We start from the raw sequence: 15,332 nt of genomic DNA on the forward strand, positions 1-15,332 counted from the left end.
CGGGTCGGGTGGGCGCCACCTGACACAGACCCGCGCATCTGAGGCTGACACACACCGGAACCGGCGTTTCTCAGCCCCGGATGCGCGGATCGGGGACAGGGACGGGATCAGAACTTGGAGAAACGCTTGACCAGCATCTCCTCCAGCTCCTTCCAGCCCTCGGCGTGGTCGGTGTAGGGCTTGGAGGGGACGTAGCCGGAGGTCTCGGTGGAGCCGAGCATGTAGGAGATGTAGTCCTGCATCCGCGGGTTTGCCAGGAAGTAGGAGTTGAGCGAGTCGTCGTCGGCCCAGTCGGCGGCGTCGGCGAACAGTTCGTAGCCGCGGGACATCTGCTCGGTGTCCACGGCCTCGGGACCCTTCTCGATGTCGCTGACCAGCCCTGAGTAGGAGTACGAGTTGATCGGGTGGACCTCCACCTCAAGCTCACCGGCGTTGGCGGCCAGCTGCAGGTCGGGCCAGGTGGCGGTGGGGGCGAGGTCATGCTCGTCGTTCTCCACCATCCAGCGCACCAGCTGGCGGGTGGTGGGGAAGGTGTACAGCTCGCCGTAGCGGCCGAGGAAGACGGGGTTGCCGTCGAGGTAGGTGCGCAGGGTGTAGACGGACTTGCCCTGGATGGCGATCTTCACCGGGTCGATGCCGGCCGCGGCCCACGGGGTGGAGTCGTAGGGGTCGGCCTGTTCCTTGGCCTCCTTGGCGGCGAGCTCCTCCTTCTCGCGGGCTTCGGTGGCGGCGGCCACGGCGGCGTCGATACGCGAGGAGGCGTCAGCCGACGCATCGGTGTCGATGTCCACGACCCGGACCTGCTCGTCGAGTGCGGTGACCACCTTTGGCCAGTTGCTCAGGACGGCGCGGCCGACGGCCGACCACTCGCCGGGGCCGTGCTCGCCGGAGTAGTGCTCGGAACCGCGGGCGACGTTGCCCAGGACGGAGTGGGAGGCGAAGAACAGCACCGCGTCATCGGCGGCCGTGACCTCGCCGAGGCTGCGGGCGACGGAGAAGACACGGTCGAGGGAGGAGACGTTCTCGTGCGACGGGCGGCCCGCGAGGTAGGCGGGGGCGCCGATGATGTCGATCTCGTCCTTCGGGCGCGGCACGACGCGGTCCGCCGGGCGGGTCTGGAACGCCTTCCACTTCGGGTGCGAGGTGAGGTCGTGCTGCTTGCCGGACTCGATGAAGGTGAGCAGGTCGGCGGGGGAGCGGAAGACCAGTACGTGGTCATCGTCGCCCAGGAACGCCTGCCATTCGGAGCCGTGTTCCTTCCACGTCGGCGCCCAGAGGGTGTAGAAGTCCCCCTCGGTGAGAGACAGACGGACGGGGACGATTTCACGGGTGCTCATGGGCCACGATCCTACCGAAGTGCCCGCGCGTTTATCCTGTTGGACGCCAGAAACCCTTGAACGCCATCCCCATGTTCGAGGTGCGCACCGGATTCGTCTGCACCGGGTCCCCGGCCTCCACCATCTTCCCGTCGCCGGCGTACATGGCCACGTGCCCGTCCCACACCGCCAGATCACCCGGCTGCAGCTCATCGGCGCTGACCTGGCGGCCGACGGTCTGGTCCTCCGCCAGCCGCGGTATCTCCACCCCGGCCTGCCGGTACGCCCACTGCGTCAGCCCGCTGCAGTCGAAACCGCTTGTCGACGTCCCGCCCCACACGTACGGCGTCCCCTGCACGCTCAAGGCGGCGGCGACCGCCGCCTCACCCGCCCCGGACGGGGCGTCCCCGGGCTCGTCCTGCGTCTCAGGTGTCTCCGGTGTGGGAGTCTCCTGCGGTGGGGCAGTCATGTCCGCCGCCCGCAGCTGCTCGCTGTGGGAGGTCTGACTGATCTGCTCGAGGTCGGCGGTGAGCGGTTCCAGCTCGGAGGTCAAGCCGGTGATCCTGTCGATCGCCGCCTGCAGGAACGTCTGCCCCAGGTGCGTGAGCTGGGTGATGCTCGCCGCCCGGGCGCCGGGGACCGGTGAGATGAGACCGGGCAGCAGTGGCAGGGCCTGACGGACGAGCTCACCGGCGAGGTCGAGCAAGGACTCGCGGGCCGCTCCCACGAGCGATGACGCCGTCCCCACCAGGTCGTCGATCCTTCCCCGGTCCGCCGTCACCGCGGTGGCCACCTCGATGAGACGCGCCCCGCCGTCGGAGTCCTGGGCGATCATGTCCGCCAGCGGGCGGGCGGCCTGGAAGTCCGGCAGCGGGCCCAGCGAGATGGCCGGCAGCTCCGGCGGCTCCAGTTCGGCGATGCGGGCCAGCGTGTCCACGATCTCCCTCATGCCCGCCTCCCCAGCTCAGCAGCGAAGGCCCGGTCGGTGTCCACGGCCGCGGTGACGGCGGAGGCGGAATCCTCCGCCAGCTGCCGCGCCCGGTCATGCACGGCACGGGTCTGTGCATCCACCCCGGTCAGGGCCCGGTGGAGCGCGTCAGAGAAGCGGGCGAGGGCGGGCGAATCGGGAACGTGGAGGGTCGGGGTCGTCGGTGTGGTCAGGGCGGCGCCGAGCAGATCGCCGGCGAGCGCCCGGGCGTGGTCGGGGTCGAAGTCGAAGGTCCTCATGTCCTATTGGACTGTGAAACAGGCCGTTCGGTTCCCCGTCTAGCATGGTGGGCATGGACATCACCGTCGTCACCCACCCGCTGGCCGCCTCCCGACTGACCATCATGCGTGATGAGCGCAGCGACAACGCCGCTTTCCGCGCCGCCCTCGCCGACCTGGGCACCATGCTCGTCTACGAGGCCTCCCGGGACCTGCCCGTCGAGAAGTTCGACTGCCGGACCCCCGTCGCCGTCGCCGAAGGCATCCGGCTGGAGAACCCGCCGATCATCGTCCCCGTCATCCGCGCCGGCCTGGGCATGATCGACCCGGCCCTGTCGATGATCCCCGACGCCCAGGTCGGCTTCATCGGCCTCGCGCGTGATGAGGAGACCCACGAGCCCGTCCCGTACCTCGAGGCCCTGCCGGAGGACCTGTCCGGCCAGCCCGTCTTCGTCGTCGACCCTATGCTCGCCACCGGCGGCTCCCTGCTCCACGCCATCCGCCTGCTCGCCGACCGTGGTGCCACCGACATCACCGCCGTCTGCATGGTCTCCGCGCAGCCGGGCGTGGACGCCCTCGCGGACTCGGGCCTGCCGCTCCGCCTGGTCACCGCCTGCATCGACCCGGAGCTCAACGCCGACGCCTACATCGTCCCCGGCCTCGGTGACGCGGGTGACCGCCTGTACGGTCCGCGCAACATTCACCTCTAGGTGTCCCGTGCCGCGAGCCTGCCCACTGTAGTGGGCGGTGATTGCCTACTGCAGTGGGCACCGTGGGGGCATGAGACGTGGGAACGAGTCGGGGTCCTGGCCGAGTTACGGCCATCGGCTCGGCGCGAACCTGCGTGACCTGCGGGAGATGCGGGGGCTGACGCAGGAGCAGCTGGCGGAGATGGTCGGCATGGCCCGCAACACCATCTCCAACATCGAACGCAACGAGAACAACAACGGCTCGCCGGCCGATCCGCGGTTGTCCACCATCTACCGTCTGGCGGCGGCTCTCGACGTCCCGCCGGCGGTGCTGCTGCCGGCCGGTGACCGGCGGGTCGCGGACATCTGTGTCGCCACGGGCCTGGGCATCCAGCTCGAGTGGCCGGCCTCCGAGGAGGACACGCAACCGTTCATCGCCGCTGCTCAGTGGGCTTACCTGGACCCGGATGGGCCGGCATCGCCCCGGCCGGTGGTGGCGCGTGAGACGGATGGGGGAGGGCCCACGGGGGAAGCGTAGAGTGAGAGGCTGACAAGCCGAGGCCGAAAGGATGTGTTCCGTGAAGGGAATTGCCGCCCGTGTCGACGCATGGCTGGTCGAGCACCACGACGAGGTCATCAGGTGGCGGCGCCACATCCACGCCAACCCGGAACTGTCCCACATGGAGTACCAGACCACGGACTTCATCGAGGAGAAGCTGCGGGCCCACGGGCTTGACCCCGTCCGTTTCCCGGGGACCGGCCTGAGGGTGGACATCGGCCCCGACACCGGCGACCGGCTGGCCTTCCGGGCGGACATCGACGCCCTCCCGGTCTCCGAGCTGACCCGTCTGGAGTTCGCCTCCGCGGTGCCGGGTGTCTCGCACGCCTGCGGCCACGACGTCCACACCACCGTCTCCCTCGCATTGGCGTGTGCGCTGGCGGACAACGCCGAGCTGCTCACCCACGGCATCCGCGTCATCTTCCAGCCGGCGGAGGAGGTCATGGACGGCGGTGCCGTCCAGGTCATCTCCTGGGGTGGGCTCGAGGGCGTCGGATCGATCTTCGCGCTGCATGTCGAGCCGAAGCTCAAGGTCGGTCGTGTCGGTCTGCGCACGGGGGCGATCACCTCGGCGGCCGATGTGATCAATCTCAAGGTCTTCGGTCCCGGTGGGCATTCCTCCCGCCCGCACCTGACCTCGGATGTGGTCTACGCCCTGGGCAAGGTCATCACCGAGGTGCCCGGTCTGCTCACCCGCCGGGTGGATCCGCGCACCGGCACGGTCCTGGTGTTCGGGTCGGTCAACTCCGGGTACGCCGCCAACGCGATCCCCGAGTCGGGCACCCTGACGGGCACGATCCGCACCGCCGACATCGGCACGTGGCGGGAGCTGCAGGAGCTCATGGAGGAGCTCATCGGCCAGGTGCTCGCCCCCACCGGCTGCACCTATGAGCTGGGGTATCAGCGCGGGGTGCCGCCGGTCATCAACGATGACCTCGCCACCGCACTGCTTGCCGACGCCGCCCGCGCCATCGACCCGCAGGGCGTGGTCAATGCGCCGCAGTCCTCCGGCGGGGAGGACTTCTCCTGGTATCTCGAGCACGTCCCCGGGTCCATGGCCCGCCTGGGCTGCGGTTCCGGTGAGGGGCCGGCGCATGATCTGCACCAGGGTGACCTCGTCGTCGACGAGCGGGCCATCGGGGTCGGGGTCCGGCTCTTCGCGTCCGTCGCGGAGCAGTTCGGCGGGGCCACGGGCGAGGTCGGTCAGCCTGACGGGTTCCTGTCCTAGCGATTAGACTCGGGTGCCAGTCGTGTGCGAATCTGACGCACTGTCCCTGACCCCTGAGCCCAGCCTGGAGGAAGTTCCCGTGAACAAGCGGATCGTCATCATCGGAGGTGGTCCGGCCGGCTACGAAGCAGCACTCGCCGGAGCGAAGTACGGCGCGGAGGTCACGATCGTCGAGGATCAGGGCCTCGGCGGTTCCTCGGTCCTGCTGGACTGCGTCCCGTCCAAGTCCTTCATCGCCGGCACCGGCATCAAGACCGACCTGCGTCGGGCGGACGACATGGGACTCAACAGTCTCCTCGGCCGGGCACGCATCCACATCAACGCCCTCAACGAGCGTGTGCTCAACCTGGCGGGGGAGCAGTCGGAGGACATCCGGATGCAGCTCGAGCGCGCCGGGGTCCGCATCATCAACGGTCGCGCCCGGTTCGACGAGTCCCAGGAACGGGACATGGTCACCCACAACATCATCGCCACCCACGCCGACGGCACGGAGGAGAACCTGTCCTCCGAGCTGGTGCTCCTGGCCACCGGTGCGACGCCGCGCATCCTGCCCGGTGCCCAGCCGGACGGGGAGCGGATCCTCACCTGGCAGCAGGTCTATGACCTCACGGAGCAGCCTGAGCACCTCATCGTCGTCGGTTCCGGTGTCACCGGCGCCGAGTTCGTCTCCGCCTTCGCGGAGCTCGGCGTCAAGGTGACCATGGTCGCCTCCCGTGACCGCATCCTCCCGCATGACGACGCCGACGCGGCGGACGTCCTCGAGCACGTCCTCGCCCAGCGTGGTGTGTCTCTGGAGAAGCACGCCCGCGTCGAGTCCGTCACCCGGACCGAGGACGGTGGGGTCTGTGTGAAGACCACCGACGGTCGGGAGATCTTCGGCTCCCACGCCCTCATGTCCATCGGTTCCGTGCCCGCCACCGACGGCCTGGGACTGGAGCACATCGGGGTGGAGATGACCACGTCCGGGCACATCCACGTCGACCGGGTCTCGCGCACCAACGTCACGGGCGTCTACGCCGCCGGTGACTGCACCGACCTGTTCCCGCTCGCGTCGGTCGCCGCGATGCAGGGCCGCCTGGCCATCTACCACGCCCTCGGCGAGGGAGTCTCCCCGATCCGGCTGAAGACGGTGGCCACCGCCGTGTTCACCCGCCCCGAGATCGCCGCCGTGGGCATCACCCACGCGCAGATCGAGGCCGGCGAGGTCTCCGCCCGCGCAGTGGTGCTCCCGCTGCAGTCCAACCCGCGGGCGAAGATGCGCTCGCTCAAGCACGGCTTCGTCAAGCTGTTCTGCCGCCGCAACTCCGGCCTGGTCATCGGCGGCGTCATCGTCGCCCCGACCGCGTCCGAGCTCATCCTGCCGATCGCCGTGGCGGTGTCGAACAACCTCACGGTCAAGCAACTGGCGGAGACCTTCGCGGTGTACCCGTCGCTGTCCGGTTCCATCACCGAGGCGGCCCGTCGTCTCGTCGCGCACGACGACCTGGAGTAGCGGTCGCGCGCAGTCAGTAGGTGGCGTAGGACTCGTCGGCGGTGGCGTCGAGGTCCACCGCCACCTTTCTGCCTTCCTGGGGGAAGGCGCGCTGGGGGCAGCGTTCCCGAGGGCAGGCCCGGCAGCCCGGGCCGATCGGGGTAGCCGAGGCGGGGGAGAGGTCGAGGCCGGTGGCGTAGACCAGCCGCTCGGCCTGGTCGAGGTCGCAGCCCAGTCCGACGGCGAACTCCTTGCGGGGTTGGCCAAAGCCCCGGATCTGGCCGCGGACGGTGCGGGCGATCCACAGGTAGTGGCGCCCGTCGGGCATGCCGGCGACCTGGCGGGTCACCCGGCCCGGGGTCTCGAACGCGCGGTGGATGACCCACAGCGGGCAGGAGCCGCCGGTGCGGGAGAAGTGGAAGCCGGTGGCGGACTGGCGCTTGGAGATGTTGCCCGCCCGGTCGGTGCGGACGAAGAAGAACGGCACCCCCGTGCGCCGGGTCGCTGCAGGGTGGACAGGCGGTGGCAGGTGGTCTCGAAGCCGGTGCCGAAGTGGGCGGCCAGCCGGTCGATGTCGTAGCCGGTGGACTCGGCGGTCTCGAGCATGACCTGGTAGGGCATGACCACGGAGGCGGCGAAGTACTGGGCGAGAGCCAGGTGGGCGATGCCGCGGGACTCGTCGGTGGGCAGGGGGGACGCGAGGGCGTCGAGAAGCTCGGTGTGGGCCAGCAGGCCGTACTGGAGTGCGAGCTCGAAGCACAGCTGCGCCTCGCTCAGCCCCGTGCGGAGGTGGAGTTCGCGGGTCTCCGGGTGGAAGACGCGGCGCGGGCCGGTGGTGATCTTGCGGAAACGGACGATGACCCCGAGGTCGCGGTCCAGTGCGGTGGACAGGCGGGTCAGGCGCAGCTGGGGTTCGCCGAGGCGGCGGGCGAGGTCCTCGCCGAGGACGTCGAGGTCGTGGATGTAGTTGTGGTGTTCATAGAAGAAGTCGCGGACCAGCCCGTAGGGGCCCTTCTGCTTCTCGGCGGGGGCGCGTTCGGCGAGGTCGAGGACGCGGGTGACCAGGTCGGGGTAGCGGGCGGCGATGTCGGCGAGCTGGTCGGTGGGGACGGTGGGGAAGGTGTCACGCAGCTCGTTGACGGTGCGGGCGTCATGGTCGGCGGAGAAGAACGCGGGGTCGACGTCGAAGTTGGCGGACAGGGCCATGAGGACGGTGACCGTCAGGGGGCGCTGATCGTTCTCCAGCTGGTTGAGGTAGCTGGTGGACAGGTTGAGGCGGCGGGCCATCTCCTGCTGGGTGAGGTTGCGGCCGCGGCGGAGTGTTCGGATCCGTGCCCCCGCGAAGTGCTTCGCCATGTGTGTCCTTCCGGCGCGAAAACGGTTCTCACCTGCTGATTCCACAATGTTCGCAGAAAACGCGGTCTGATACGGCTACTTTACGCAGACTTCACTGTGACTGCCAACACACACTTCGCATTAGTGTGATGGTCAACTCATCACGCAGCGGGCGGGCAGCCGCCCCGAGAAGGAGCTTGAGCACCACATGATCAACCACACCGTGCGTACCTACCGTTCCGCCGAGGACTTCCCCTACGAGGAGCACCTGGCCTACAAGATCGCCCGCGTCGCCGCCGACCCCGTCGAGGTGCCCGAGGACACGAAGGAGATGATCATCAACCGGATCATCGACAACGCCTCCGTCTCCGCGGCCTCCGTCCTCCGTCGCCCCGTCACCTCCGCCCGCGCCATGGCCGCCGCCCGCCCCACCACCGACCGCGGCGCCTCCGTCTTCGGCCTCCCCGGTAAGTACGCCGCCGAATGGGCCGCCCTGGCCAACGGCACCGCCGTCCGCGAGCTGGACTTCCACGACACCTTCCTCGCCGCCGAGTACTCCCACCCGGGCGACAACATCCCGCCGATCCTCGCCGCCGCCCAGCAGGCCGGCAAGGGCGGCCGCGAGCTCATCCGCGGCCTGGCCACCGGCTACGAGATCCAGGTCGACCTGGTCCGCGGCATCTGCCTCCACGAGCACAAGATCGACCACGTCGCGCACCTCGGCCCCTCGGCCGCCGCCGGCATCGGCACCATGCTCGACCTCGACGTGGACACCATCTACCAGGCCATCGGCCAGGCACTCCACACCACCACCGCCACCCGCCAGTCCCGCAAGGGCGAGATCTCCTCCTGGAAGGCGTTCGCCCCGGCCTTCGCCGGCAAGATGGCCATCGAGGCCGTCGACCGCGCCATGCGCGGCGAAGGAGCCCCCGCCCCGATCTGGGAGGGCGAGGACGGCGTCATCGCCTGGCTGCTGTCCGGACCCGGCCACGAGTACACCGTCCCGCTGCCCGGCGAGGGTGAGGCCAAGCGCGGCATCCTGGACACCTACACCAAGGAGCACTCCGCGGAGTACCAGTCCCAGGCCCCGATTGACCTCGCCCGCCGCATGGGCGAGCAGCTGGTCAGCGAGGGCAGGGACCTGCGCGACATCGAGTCGATCGTCCTGCACACCTCGCACCACACCCACTACGTCATCGGCACCGGCTCGAACGACCCGCAGAAGTTCGACCCGCAGGCCTCCCGCGAGACCCTCGACCACTCGATCATGTACATCTTCGCCGTCGCCCTCGAGGACCGCGCCTGGCACCACGAGCGTTCCTACGCCCCGGAGCGGGCCAACCGCCCGGAGGCCATCGAGCTGTGGAACAAGATCACCACCGTCGAGGACCCGGAGTGGACCCGCCGCTACCACTCCACCGACCCGGACGAGAAGGCCTTCGGTGCCCGCGCCGTCATCACCTTCGCCGACGGCTCGATCGTGGAGGATGAGCTGGCCGTCGCCGACGCCCACCCGCTCGGCGCCCGCCCCTTCGCCCGCGAGCAGTACATCGAGAAGTTCCGCACCCTCGCCGACGGCGTCGTCTCCACCGAGGAGCAGGACCGCTTCATCGCCGCCGCCGAGAACCTGGAGAACCTCACGGACCTCTCCGAGCTCAACATCGAACTCGCCGAGGACGTCATCGCCAAGGCCCCGACCGTGGGCAAGGGGCTGTTCTGAGATGGCCGGACTGTACAGCACCACGGTGACGCCGACGGAGCGTCGGAAAGCATTCCGTGACGGACTGACCTCCGGGAACATCCAGCGCTTCCCCGGTGCGTTCTCCCCGCTGGTGGCGCGTGCCATCCAGGAGGCCGGCTTCGACGGCGTGTACGTCTCCGGCGCCGTCGTCGCCGCCGACCTCGCCCTGCCGGACATCGGCCTGACCACCCTGACGGAGGTCGCGCACCGCTCGCGGCAGATCGCCCGGGTCACCGACCTGCCCGTGCTTGTCGACGCCGACACCGGCTTCGGCGAGCCCATGTCCGCCGCCCGCACCATCTCCGAGTTCGAGGACGCCGGCGTCGCCGGCTGCCACCTCGAGGACCAGGTCAACCCCAAGCGCTGCGGCCATCTCGACGGCAAGGAGGTCGTGCCCACCGAGCTCATGCTCCGCCGCATCACCGCCGCCGTCAACGAACGCCGCGACGACCAGTTCATAATCTGCGCGCGGACCGACGCCGCCGGTGTCGAGGGCATCGACTCCGCCATCGAACGCGCCAAGGCCTACGCCGACGCCGGCGCCGACCTCATCTTCACCGAAGCGCTGCACACCCCGGCGGATTTCGAGAAGTTCCGCGCCGCCGTCGACGTGCCGCTGCTGGCCAACATGACCGAGTTCGGCAAATCCGACCTGCTGTCGGCCCAGCAGCTCGAGGACCTCGGCTTCAACGCCGTCATCTACCCCGTGACCACCCTGCGCATCGCCATGGGCCAGGTCGAGCAAGCACTGGCCGAGATCGCCGAGACCGGCACCCAGACCGGCTGGCTCGACCGCATGCAGCACCGCTCCCGCCTCTACGAACTGCTCCGCTACAACGAGTACAACGCCTTCGACCAGCAGGTGTTCACCTACTCCGCCGACAACTACCAGCCCACCTTCACCCAGCCCTGACCTCCCAGCCTTCACTCCTGAAAGGGGATGAGCACCATGTCCGCCAAGAACGAGAACACCAATCCCGACGTCCGCAAGGGCCTCTACGGCGTCATCGCCGACTACACCGGCGTCTCCAAGGTCATGCCGGAGACCAACTCCCTGACCTACCGCGGCTACGCCGTCCAGGACCTGGTCGAGCACTGCTCCTTCGAGGAGGTGGCCTACCTCCTGTGGAACGGCGAGCTGCCCACCGAGGAGCAGCTCACCGAGTTCAACAAGCGGGGCCGTTCCTACCGCAGCCTCGACCCCGGCCTGATCTCCCTCATCCACTCCCTGCCCACCGACTGCCACCCCATGGACGTCATGCGCACCGCCGTGTCCTACCTGGGCACCAAGGACCCGGAGCACTTCACCCCCGACTCCGAGCACATCACCCACGTCGGCCACACCCTCCTCGCCCAGCTGCCCATGGTCCTGGCCATGGACATCCGCCGCCGCTCCGGCAAGGACATCGTCGCCCCCGACGCCGACAAGTCCGTCGCCGAGAACCTCCTCGCCATGGTCTTCGGCACCGGTGAGGACTCCCCGGCGTCCAGCCCGGATGACGTCCGCGACTTCGAGAAGTCCCTCATCCTCTACGCTGAGCACTCCTTCAACGCCTCCACCTTCACCGGGCGGGTGATCACCTCCACCCGCTCCGACGTCTACTCCGCCATCACCGGCGCCATCGGCGCCCTCAAGGGCCCGCTCCACGGCGGCGCCAACGAGTTCGTCATGCACACCATGCTCTCGATCGAGGATCCCGCGAAGGCGACCGACTGGGTCAACAACGCGCTGGACAACAAGGACCTCATCATGGGCTTCGGCCACCGCGTGTACAAGAAGGGCGACTCCCGCGTCCCGTCGATGGAGAAGTCCTTCCGCGAGCTCGCCGAGCGCCACGACGGCGCCAAGTGGGTCGAGATGTACGAGAAGATGGCCGCCGCCATGGACGAGCGCACCGGCATCAAGCCGAACCTCGACTTCCCGGCCGGCCCCGCCTACCACCTGCTCGGGTTCCCGGTGGACTTCTTCACCCCGCTGTTCGTCATCGCCCGCGTCGCCGGCTGGACCGCGCACATCGTCGAGCAGTACGAGAACAACTCCCTGATCCGTCCGCTGTCCGAGTACAACGGCCCGGAGCAGCGCGAGGTCACCCCGCTCGCCGAGCGCTGACACCACTGCTGACACCACTGCCGCCACCAGGGCCCATGGCCGGGGACCGCCCGCCATGGGCCCTGCGCCGTCGGTGTACCCCGCCTGGTCGGACCACCCCACCGACCACCCCCGTTTCGCTGTCCGGAATCACCCCGAATCTCCGGACGGGCACCTGCTATTAACGTGGAGTAGAGGCAGTGATCTCCGCTACTGCACCCCGCTTATTTTCCGCATGCCACACACGCATGTCGTTCGGAAAGGACCCCCTCCGTGGACACATACACCCCGCCAGCTTTCAAGAAGGTAATCGTCGCCAACCGAGGCGAGATCGCGGTCCGCGCGTTCCGCGCCGCATTCGAGACCGGTTCCGCCACCGTCGCCGTGTATCCGCTGGAGGACCGGAACTCCTTCCACCGTTCCTTCGCGTCCGAGGCCGTGCGCATCGGCACCGAGGGCTCCCCGGTCAAGGCGTACCTCGACATCGACGAGATCATCCGGGCGGCGAAGAAGACCCACGCTGACGCGGTGTACCCCGGCTACGGTTTCCTCTCCGAGAACGCCCAGCTGGCCCGCGAGTGCGCGGAGAACGGCCTCACCTTCATCGGCCCGCCGCCGGAGGTCCTCGACCTGACCGGCGACAAGTCCGCTGCCGTGGAGGCGGCGAAGAAGGCGGGCCTGCCGGTGCTGCAGGACTCGGAGCCGTCCACCGACATCGACGAGCTGGTGGCGATGTCGAAGGACTTCACCTTCCCCATCTTCGTCAAGGCCGTCGCCGGTGGCGGTGGTCGTGGCATGCGCTTCGTGGAGAAGCCGGAGGATGTCGCCCAGCTCGCCGCCGAGGCCTCCCGCGAGGCGGAAGCCGCGTTCGGTGACGGCCACGTCTACCTCGAGCGTGCGGTGATCAACCCGCAGCACATCGAGGTGCAGATCCTCGCCGACCACACCGGTGACGTCATCCATCTCTACGAGCGTGACTGCTCGCTGCAGCGCCGCCACCAGAAGGTCGTGGAGATCGCCCCCGCCCAGCACCTCGACCCGGAGCTGCGGGACCGGATCTGCCAGGACGCGGTGAAGTTCTGTGAGTCCATCGGCTACCAGTGCGCCGGCACGGTGGAGTTCCTCGTGGACGAGAAGGGCAACCACGTCTTCATCGAGATGAACCCGCGCATCCAGGTCGAGCACACGGTCACCGAGGAGGTCACCTCCATTGACCTGGTCAAGGCGCAGATGAACCTGGCCGCCGGCGCGACGCTGAAGGAACTGGGCCTGACCCAGGACAAGATCAAGCTCCACGGCGCGGCCCTGCAGTGCCGTATCACCACCGAGGACCCGTCCAACAACTTCCGCCCCGACACCGGCACCATCACCGCGTACCGTTCCCCGGGTGGTGCGGGTGTGCGTCTCGACGGCGCGGCCTCCCTCGGCGGCGAGATCTCCCCGAACTTCGACTCCATGCTGGTGAAGATGACCTGCCGTGGCGCCACCTTCGACATCGCCGTGGCCCGTGCCCAGCGTGCGCTCAACGAGTTCACCGTCTCCGGTGTGGCCACCAACATCGGCTTCCTCCGCGCCCTGCTGCGCGAGGAGGACTTCCAGCACAAGCGCATCTCCACCAACTTCATCAACGACCACATCCACCTGCTGGCCGCCCCGCCGGCCGATGATGAGCCGGGCCGTATCCTCAACTACCTCGCGGACGTCACCGTCAACCGCCCGCACGGCAAACGCCCCACCGAGGTCCGGCCGGCGAAGAAGCTGCCCGCGAAGTCGGATGCCCCGATGCCGCGTGGTTCCCGGGACCTGCTGCGGGACCTGGGCCCGGAGAAGTTCGCGAAGCACCTGCGCGAGCAGGACGCCCTGGCGGTCACCGACACCACCTTCCGTGACGCCCACCAGTCACTGCTGGCCACCCGCATCCGATCCTCCGCACTGGTCGCCGCCGCCGAGCACGTCGGCCGGCTGACCCCGCAGCTGCTGTCCGTGGAGGCGTGGGGCGGTGCCACCTACGACGTGGCCATGCGCTTCCTGTTCGAGGATCCGTGGCAGCGCCTGGACAAGCTCCGCGAGGCGATGCCCAACGTCAACATCCAGATGCTGCTGCGTGGCCGCAACACCGTCGGCTACACCCCGTACCCGGATTCGGTGTGCCGCGCGTTCGTCACCGAGGCCGCCTCCTCGGGCATCGACATCTTCCGCATCTTCGACGCCCTCAACGATGTCGACCAGATGCGCCCGGCGATCGACGCGGTCCTGGAGACCGGCAGCACCGTCGCCGAGGTGGCCATGGCCTACTCGGGCAACCTGCTCGACCCGGCCGAGGACCTCTACACCCTCGACTACTACCTGAAGCTGGCCGAGGAGATCGTGGGCACCGGCGCGCACGTCCTGGCCATCAAGGACATGGCGGGCCTGCTGCGCCCGGCGGCGGCCTCGAAGCTGGTCACCGCGCTGCGCCGCGAGTTCGACCTGCCGGTCCACGTCCACACCCACGACACCGCGGGCGGCCAGCTGGCCACCTACCTCGCCGCCGCCCAGGCGGGTGCGGACGCCGTCGACGGTGCCTCCGCCCCGCTGGCCGGCACGACCTCGCAGCCGTCGCTGTCCGCTATCGTCGCGGCCTTCGCCCACACCCACCGCGACACCGGCATCTCGCTCGACGCCGTCTCCGACCTCGAGCCCTACTGGGAGGCCGTGCGCCAGCTCTACGCCCCCTTCGAGGCGGGCGTGCCCGGCCCGACCGGTCGGGTGTACCGCCACGAGATCCCCGGCGGCCAGCTGTCCAACCTGCGCACGCAGGCCAAGGCCCTGGGCCTGGAGGACCGTTTCGAGCTCATCGAGGACAACTACGCCGCCGTCAACGAGATGCTCGGTCGCCCCACGAAGGTGACCCCGTCCTCCAAGGTCGTCGGCGACCTCGCCCTGCACCTGGTCGGTGCGGGCGTGGACCCGCACGACTTCGCCAACGACCCGCAGAAGTACGACATCCCGGACTCGGTCATCGGCTTCCTGCGCGGTGAGCTGGGTAACCCGCCCGGCGGGTGGCCGCTGCTGCGGGAGAAGGCCCTGGCCGGTCGTGGTGAGGCGAAGAACGCCGTGGTGGAGGTCGAGCCGGAGGATGAGAAGAAGCTCACCAGCTCCGACCGCGACGAGCGTCGCATCACCCTCAACCGGCTGCTGTTCCCGAAGCAGGCCGCCGAGTTCTTCGAGCACCGCCGCCAGTACGGCAACACCGAGGCGCTGGAGGACCGCGTGTTCTTCTACGGCCTGGAGGAGGGCGAGGAGAACATCATCCGCTTCGCCTCCGACGCGGGCTCCCCGCCGATGGTCGTGCGCCTCGACGCCGTCGGTGAGCCCGACGACAAGGGCATGCGCCAGGTGGTGGCCAACGTCAATGGCCAGATCCGCCCGATGAAGGTCCGCGACCGTTCCGTCGAGTCCGTCACCGCCTCCGCGGAGAAGGCCGACGCCACGAACCCGGGCCACGTCGCGGCGCCGTTCGCCGGCGTGGTGTCCATCAACGTCCAGGTCGGCGACGAGGTCAAGGCCGGTGATCCGGTCGCGGTGATCGAGGCGATGAAGATGGAGGCCACCATCACCGCCCCGGTCGACGGCACCATCGAGCGCCTCGCCCTGGCGAAGGCCACGAAGGTGGAGGGCGGCGACCTCATCGTCGTCATCTCCTAGCAGCCGCTGAG

11 protein-coding genes and 1 pseudogene are annotated in these 15,332 nt (G+C 69.0%); 8 read left to right on the plus strand and 4 right to left on the minus strand.

Going from position 1 to position 15,332, the window contains the following annotated elements:
- Nucleotides 1–107: 107 nt before the first annotated feature.
- Genes QP029_RS06600 through QP029_RS06610 form a run of 3 tightly spaced genes read right to left on the minus strand, consistent with a single transcriptional unit; the run spans nucleotide 108 to nucleotide 2,543 of the window.
- The gene (locus QP029_RS06600) at nucleotides 108–1,337 is read right to left on the minus strand and encodes a hypothetical protein (protein ID WP_284876010.1); all 1,230 of its coding nucleotides are present in this window, start codon (nucleotides 1,335–1,337) and stop codon (nucleotides 108–110) included.
- Nucleotides 1,338–1,368: 31 nt separating this feature from the next.
- On the minus strand, nucleotides 1,369–2,265 hold the full coding sequence (locus tag QP029_RS06605; protein ID WP_284876011.1) for a C40 family peptidase: 897 nt from the start codon (nucleotides 2,263–2,265) through the stop codon (nucleotides 1,369–1,371).
- Entirely contained in the window at nucleotides 2,262–2,543 is a 282-nt protein-coding gene (locus QP029_RS06610) for a hypothetical protein (protein ID WP_284876012.1), read from the minus strand. Before QP029_RS06610 ends, QP029_RS06605 begins: the two co-directional genes overlap by 4 nt.
- Before the next feature lie 53 nt (nucleotides 2,544–2,596).
- Between QP029_RS06610 and upp the strand changes: the two genes are divergently transcribed.
- The 4 genes from upp (at nucleotide 2,597) to QP029_RS06630 (ending at nucleotide 6,490) form a co-directional block, all read left to right on the plus strand.
- The gene (gene upp, locus QP029_RS06615; RefSeq protein WP_284876013.1) at nucleotides 2,597–3,232 is read left to right on the plus strand and encodes a uracil phosphoribosyltransferase; all 636 of its coding nucleotides are present in this window, start codon (nucleotides 2,597–2,599) and stop codon (nucleotides 3,230–3,232) included.
- A gap of 70 nt (nucleotides 3,233–3,302) precedes the next feature.
- Nucleotides 3,303–3,749 carry a helix-turn-helix domain-containing protein gene (locus tag QP029_RS06620; protein WP_284876014.1) on the plus strand — a complete coding sequence of 149 codons (447 nt, stop codon included), beginning with the start codon at nucleotides 3,303–3,305 and terminating at the stop codon, nucleotides 3,747–3,749.
- A gap of 40 nt (nucleotides 3,750–3,789) precedes the next feature.
- A complete protein-coding gene (locus tag QP029_RS06625) occupies nucleotides 3,790–4,998 on the plus strand; it encodes an amidohydrolase (protein WP_284876015.1) in 1,209 nt (402 codons plus the stop codon).
- 79 nt (nucleotides 4,999–5,077) lie between these two features.
- The gene (locus QP029_RS06630) at nucleotides 5,078–6,490 is read left to right on the plus strand and encodes an NAD(P)H-quinone dehydrogenase (RefSeq protein WP_284876016.1); all 1,413 of its coding nucleotides are present in this window, start codon (nucleotides 5,078–5,080) and stop codon (nucleotides 6,488–6,490) included.
- A 13-nt stretch (nucleotides 6,491–6,503) separates the two neighbouring features.
- Here QP029_RS06630 and QP029_RS06635 read toward each other — a convergent pair.
- A pseudogene (locus QP029_RS06635) lies at nucleotides 6,504–7,825 on the minus strand (short-chain fatty acyl-CoA regulator family protein).
- Between the two features lie 187 nt (nucleotides 7,826–8,012).
- Here QP029_RS06635 and prpD point away from each other — a divergent pair.
- The 4 genes from prpD to QP029_RS06655 all read left to right on the plus strand — a co-directional run bounded on the left by prpD (nucleotide 8,013) and on the right by QP029_RS06655 (nucleotide 15,321).
- Entirely contained in the window at nucleotides 8,013–9,524 is a 1,512-nt protein-coding gene (gene prpD, locus QP029_RS06640; RefSeq protein WP_284876017.1) for a 2-methylcitrate dehydratase PrpD, read from the plus strand.
- A 1-nt stretch (nucleotide 9,525) separates the two neighbouring features.
- Nucleotides 9,526–10,458, plus strand: coding sequence for a methylisocitrate lyase (gene prpB, locus QP029_RS06645; RefSeq protein WP_284876018.1), 933 nt, complete (start codon nucleotides 9,526–9,528; stop codon nucleotides 10,456–10,458).
- Between the two features lie 36 nt (nucleotides 10,459–10,494).
- A complete protein-coding gene (locus QP029_RS06650) occupies nucleotides 10,495–11,655 on the plus strand; it encodes a bifunctional 2-methylcitrate synthase/citrate synthase (RefSeq protein WP_284876019.1) in 1,161 nt (386 codons plus the stop codon).
- 252 nt (nucleotides 11,656–11,907) lie between these two features.
- Nucleotides 11,908–15,321, plus strand: coding sequence for a pyruvate carboxylase (locus QP029_RS06655; protein WP_284876020.1), 3,414 nt, complete (start codon nucleotides 11,908–11,910; stop codon nucleotides 15,319–15,321).
- Nucleotides 15,322–15,332: the final 11 nt, after the last annotated feature.

It is taken from the genome of Corynebacterium suedekumii (assembly GCF_030252185.1).
Taxonomy (GTDB): domain Bacteria; phylum Actinomycetota; class Actinomycetes; order Mycobacteriales; family Mycobacteriaceae; genus Corynebacterium; species Corynebacterium suedekumii.

Coding starts and splice junctions, on each gene's coding strand:
- QP029_RS06605 (WP_284876011.1), bottom strand. CDS start 2,265: ATGAGGGAGATCGTGGACACGCTGGCCCGCATCGCCGAACTGGAGCCG.
- QP029_RS06610 (WP_284876012.1), bottom strand. CDS start 2,543: ATGAGGACCTTCGACTTCGACCCCGACCACGCCCGGGCGCTCGCCGGC.
- QP029_RS06600 (WP_284876010.1), bottom strand. CDS start 1,337: ATGAGCACCCGTGAAATCGTCCCCGTCCGTCTGTCTCTCACCGAGGGG.
- upp (WP_284876013.1), top strand. CDS start 2,597: ATGGACATCACCGTCGTCACCCACCCGCTGGCCGCCTCCCGACTGACC.
- prpB (WP_284876018.1), top strand. CDS start 9,526: ATGGCCGGACTGTACAGCACCACGGTGACGCCGACGGAGCGTCGGAAA.
- prpD (WP_284876017.1), top strand. CDS start 8,013: ATGATCAACCACACCGTGCGTACCTACCGTTCCGCCGAGGACTTCCCC.
- QP029_RS06650 (WP_284876019.1), top strand. CDS start 10,495: ATGTCCGCCAAGAACGAGAACACCAATCCCGACGTCCGCAAGGGCCTC.
- QP029_RS06620 (WP_284876014.1), top strand. CDS start 3,303: ATGAGACGTGGGAACGAGTCGGGGTCCTGGCCGAGTTACGGCCATCGG.